The sequence below is a fragment of the Streptomyces maremycinicus genome (genome assembly GCF_001184025.1).
Classification (GTDB): Bacteria; Actinomycetota; Actinomycetes; order Streptomycetales; family Streptomycetaceae; genus Streptomyces; species Streptomyces maremycinicus.
In genome coordinates this window covers 1-887 of the sequence record NZ_BBYG01000005.1, presented here as the reverse complement: position 1 = coordinate 887, position 887 = coordinate 1, and the positions used below count along the sequence as shown (strand labels likewise).

Genomic DNA, 887 nt, shown 5'->3' with positions numbered 1-887 from the left:
AGAGGGCGTTTGATGTAGGCGGATTGCCCTTTATCTCCTAGTAGGTTCCTCGCCAGGTGGGGGTGGTCTCGTCCGTTATGCGCTTGGCGAGGTTGTCGATCGAGGCGACGTGGATCATGGCTTTGGAGCTGGCGGGCAGGGTCTCGTAGTCGCGGGCGAGTCGGCGGTGCGTCATGATCCAACCGATACTGCGTTCCACGACCCAGCGCCTTTTGACCACGTGGAATCCGCGAACTCCCGGGTTTCTGTTGACGACTTCGACGTCGATTCCGAGGTTGGCTCCGTGCTCGACGACGGCGTTCTTGAAGCCGGTGTCGACCCAGCTCTTGGAGATGGTCGGGTAGGTCTTCTTGGCGTGATCGAGGAGGCGAATTCCGACGGCGTTCTCGGAGAGGCTCGCGGCGGTGACGGTCACGGCGAGGAGGAGCCCGATCGTGTCGGTGAGGATGCCTCGCTTCCGACCGACGATCTTCTTCGCGGCATCGGTTCCCTGGCTGGTCAGGGGCACGTTGGCGGAGGTCTTCACGCTCTGGGTGTCGATCACGGATCCGGTGGGCTCGGGCTTGCGCCCTTCCTTGACGCGGGCGAGGCCGACGAGGTCGTAGTTGAGCTGTGCGAATATCCCCTCGTCGCGCCAGGCGGCGTAGTAGGCGTAGACGGTTCCGTGGCTCGGGAAGTCGTGCGGGAGGTATTTCCAGGGGATTCCCGTACGGTTCACGTAGAGGAGCGCGTTGAACACATCGCGCAGTTCGACTTTGGCCGGCTTTCCGGTGGGCCTGCGGTCGAGCCGGGCTTTTCGCCAGGCCGCCAACGTCGGCTCGATCAAGGCCCATCGGGCGTCGGACAGGTCGCTGGGGTACGGCTTGCGCTGGCTCACGCCCCAGATG

At 63.9% G+C, this 887-nt stretch carries 1 protein-coding gene; it reads right to left on the bottom strand.

Annotated features, from left to right (window positions below):
* Nucleotides 1-37 precede the first annotated feature (37 nt).
* On the bottom strand, nucleotides 38-877 hold the full coding sequence (locus AOQ37_RS00030; protein WP_062639874.1) for an IS5 family transposase: 840 nt from the start codon (nucleotides 875-877) through the stop codon (nucleotides 38-40).
* Nucleotides 878-887: the final 10 nt, after the last annotated feature.